This window comes from Rhodococcus sp. P3_B8 (assembly GCF_056402775.1).
This window is the reverse complement of the sequence record NZ_JBFUGT010000438.1, coordinates 1-4266: the sequence shown is the minus strand read 5'-3', so window position 1 is coordinate 4266 and position 4266 is coordinate 1. Positions and strand designations below refer to the sequence as shown.

2 protein-coding genes and 1 pseudogene are annotated in these 4266 nt (G+C 70.2%); all 3 read right to left on the bottom strand.

Translation table 11 applies throughout. The features are described from left to right. The coding region (locus AC1D1G_RS42370; protein ID WP_477956616.1) for a dynamin family protein at positions 1–1248 on the bottom strand (1248 nt) is incomplete at its 3' end. Next, positions 1245–3089 (bottom strand): dynamin family protein, encoded by a 1845-nt coding sequence (locus AC1D1G_RS42365; protein ID WP_005560811.1) that lies wholly within the window; start codon positions 3087–3089, stop codon positions 1245–1247. The genes AC1D1G_RS42365 and AC1D1G_RS42370, both read right to left, overlap by 4 nt. Before the next feature lie 172 nt (positions 3090–3261). Beyond that, positions 3262–4266: pseudogene (locus AC1D1G_RS42360) on the bottom strand (IniB N-terminal domain-containing protein); the annotation flags it as partial.

Genomic DNA, 4266 nt, shown 5'->3' with positions numbered 1-4266 from the left:
CCCCACCTCGGTAGACCGCAGCCGCCCGAGCAGCCGCAGTTCCTGGAAACCGTGCACATCGGAGAGCAGCCGTTCGGCCGACATCAGAATCTCGCCCGCACCCGGCACCGGATGCGCCGTGAGCACCCGCTTGAGTGCCACGAGCGCCGAATGGGTCTTCAACTGGTCGGCCCGCTGCCCGAACTGGATGTCGATCACCTGACGCAATTCGTCGAGGCCGCTGCGTTCCACCAGTTCCGCCGCCAGCGTCGGCGAGTCCTTGGTGCCCAACCGGATCAGGGTGACGGCCATCCGGATCCCGAAGAGCCCGAAGCGGTCTGCCAGCTGAGCGCGCATCCGGGCGTCCACGGGAAGCGGACTGTCCTCACGCGCGAATCGGTCGGCCGACAGCATCGCCAGGTTCAGGTCGTCCACCGGGACCTCGGCCAGATGCTGGAACGCGGTGAACTCGGCCTGACGCATCGTGCGGGCGCCGAGCGCCAGCAAACCCGCGACGGGGACGACGGCCTGGCACAGCCCGGTGCGCTCGAGTTCACCCGCGAACCGGGACGCCACTTCCTTCGCGGACATCATGGCGTCCAGGCGTCCCGCCCCCACCTCGTCGGCCCGCGACACGACACCGACCACACCGAGCGGTCCCGATTCGTCGCCCACGTGGTCGCCGATCTGACCCAGGAACTGGACGTCGGTCGCGTTGAGCGTGCGCAGCAGGTAGACCACGGCGTCGGCGCCGGACGCCTCGTTGTCGGGGGTGAGCATCTCGAGGGTGCGGGCCGAGACGTCCCGCGACAGCGAGGACGTACCCGGGGTGTCGATGATCGTCGTGTGAGCCAGGGCGGACGACGGCCACTCCACATCGAGACGGTCCACCTGGTCGGCGGTGAGGTGGCCGAGGTCGAACGTGAGATGTCCGTCCCGGCGCAGCACCGGGACGTTGGCGGAACGCTGAGCGCCACTACYGTTGTCCGGCTGGTACCACGCCGTCACGGTGGGCGTCGACCCGCTGCGGTACCAGGTGACGACGCGGGTGCACTCGGTCGCGTCGGTGGGCGCGATGTCCTGTCCCACCAGGGAATTGAGCAGAGTGGACTTGCCTGCCTTCAGCGAACCGGCCAGGGCCACCCGCAGCGGTTGTTCCAGTCGCCGGGCGCATTCGGTCAGCTGATCCCGGATCTCGGGTCTGCCCGCGTACAACTGCCGGGCGGACGCGATGAGTGCCCGGGCTTCGTGAAGCGGAGCGGCCGTCATGCCGTGACCGCTCCCGCGTCGCCTGCGACGAGTTGCGCGGCTTGCTGTTTCAATTCGGATGCGACGTGCAGATCCTTCTCGAGCTGCGCGATCCGGCGGGTCCGTTCGGTGGACTCGAGATTCGCCGCCTCCTGTGCGCCTCGCAGCGAGTCGTTGATCGACCGCAACGCCTGCTCGGCGATCGCGCTGAAATGATCGCGCAGCAAGCGCTGGATCGACCGGAGCCGATCCTTCGACTCCTTGCCCACCTGGAAGCTGGCGTCGTCGGCGAACCGGCGGATAGCGGCCTTCGCCTCCGCCCGCCGCTTCAGGATCCGGCTCTCCTTGTCTTCCCGGTACGCCTTCGTGCCGAGGAGGACTCCGGCGCCGATCGAGATCGGATTGACCAGGGCCATCCCCATCATCGTGGTGATCAGACCGAACATGAGGACACCGCCGTACGACCCGCGCATCCCGACGAGAACCTTCTGCGTGATGCCGATGCGTCCGGCCTCGAGGTCCGCGAGGGAGGCCACCGGTTCGAGGACACCGTCGACGTTCGCGACGTCCAGGTGCGGCAGTTCGACGGCACCCGTCTCGGCGAAGTGCTGCGCCACCACCTCGGCCAGCCACAGCGCACGGTCGTGGGCCCACACGAAGTTGTCGCCGATCGCGGTGGCGAATTCCTGCTCGAGCCACTGACCGAGCGCGTCCCAGTCCTTGCCGGGGTCGCCCTCGTCGACGGTCTCCTCGGCTTCCCGGGTGACGCGGCGCAACCGGTCCCGGAGGTCGTGATCGATGTCCGCGGCCAGGTCGGCGATACCGTCGCCCAGCGTCTGCTGCCACAGCGACGTCTTCTTGTGCAGCTCCTCGGCGGCGGCCTTCGCCTTCTGCAGTTCGGCGACCGCGGCCACGCCCTTCGCCGGATCACGCAGGGCGGCAAGCTCACTGCCGATCCCCAAAGTGAGATGCTCGGCCGCGGAGGACACGTCCAGCGACACGGCCCGCCGCGTGTTCGCCTCCGCCCGAGCCACCACCCGCTCGCGCAGGAACGCGTACAGGTCGACGAAACCGGATTCGGTGTTGAGTTCCTCGTCCTGCAGTCGCAGCGCGTGCGAACGCAGCACCGAGGAGATCGGGATCAGGGGAACGTCGAGACCGGCCCGCGCGAGGTGCCCGCGGTCGGCTTCGACGATCTCGCGCCAGTGCGGGTACAGGTCGGTCTTGCTGATCAGGCACGCCACCGACGGGCACAGGCTCGTGACCTGGCGGATGAAGCCGAGCTCCGGTTCGGTGAATTCCTGGCTGGCGTCGGACAGAACGAACACGGCGTCCGACGCCGGGATCAGCCCGAGTGTGCTCGCGGCGTGCGGGTTGCCGGCACCGCCCACGCCGGGCGTGTCGACCAGGACCAGACCGTCGGCGAGCAGCGGGCTCGGGACGTTGACCTCCACCCGCAGCACCTCCCGGCCCTCGGCGCGGGGCGAGGCCGGCGTGATGCCGTTCAGCTCGTCGAGCGGAAGAGGAACCCGGATCGGGTCGGCACCCGGATCGGCGAGGAGCAGTTCGGCCGACGCGGTCTCGGCGTTCTGGACGACGGTGGGGATCGCGGTGGTCTCGTCGTCGCCCACCGAGCACACGGTGAGGTTGAGGAGGGAGTTCACGAACTGGCTCTTGCCCTGCTTGAGCGGTCCGACCACGACGATCCGCATCCGCGGGTCCTGCACCCGGGTCCGGGCCGAGTCGAGGCGCTGCGCCAGATCGCCGCGACCGAACCTCTTCGCCACGTCCAGGGCCTGCTCGAGCAACGCCGTCATCGACTGGGACCCGGCTGGACTCTTCTCGGCGGCTGCACTGTCCATGAGCTTCGTTGACCCGCAATTCTTCCGACCTCTGTGCGGACACCACGTTCAGTGCACCGACACCCGACTGTGTGAAACAGCCCCGCACGCATAACGCGTCCGGGGCTGATTTCGTTACATCGTACGGCGGTTCCGGCCGCCCCGTCTGGGGGATGCCGGAACCRCCGTCTCATCACGGCTCGAGGTGATCGACCACGTCCGTGACGTCGTGCGTGGTGGCCACCGAGGTGTCGGTGTCACCGAACAGCGAGCCGTCGGTGTCGGCGTGCAGGCCCGAGTCGGCGCCGAACGCGTTGTCGGCGTCGATCGACGACCAGGTGTCGGCGCCGGTGTCGACGGCACCGCCCAGGGTGGACCCGAGTCCGCCTGCGATCGACCCGGTGGTGTCGGCCACGACCCCGCCGACCGCTCCGAGGTCGGCCGAACCGTCCGTGGTCGCGTCCGTGTCGGCGGAGCCGCCTGCCGACGCTCCACCGTCGACCGAACCGCCGGCGGACGCTCCGCCGTCGACGGCACCGCCCACTGCGGCTCCACCGTCGACCGCTCCGCCGACCGCACCGTCGAGGGCGCCTCCGACCGAGGTGCCGAGCGATCCGAGGCCACCCACGCCGCCGGACAATCCGGCGCCGAGGCCGGTGACCGCGTCGGTGGTGGCATCGAGGCCACCGGTCAGTCCGGCAGTGGCGTCGACCGCGCTGTCCAGGCCGCCTTCGATTCCACCGGCCACGTCACCGCCGACTCCGGCCGCGGCATCCACGGTGCCACCGAGGCTTCCGCCGACATTCGCGGCCGTGTCCAGGGCGCCACCGACCGTGCCACCCAGATCGGCCGCCGTGTCCAGGGCGCCACCGAGGTTCGCGTCCACGTTCGCACCGGCGTCGGCGACCGCGCCGACCGAGGCGCCTGCCTCGCCCACCGCGTCGACGGCACCGCCGACGCTGCCGGTCAGTGCGGAGCCGAGGCCCGCACCGGTTTCGAAGATTCCACCGAGACCACCGGTGAGACCGCTGGTCAGACCGGCGCCCAGGCCACCGGCCGTGTCCAGTCCGCCGACCAGGTTGGTTCCGAGGCTGCCGCCCAGGTCCGCTCCGGCGTCGGCAACCGCGCCGACACCCGCCGCGACACCGGCACCGATGCCTGCCGCGGCGTCCGCGCCGCCTGCGACGCCGCCGCCGAC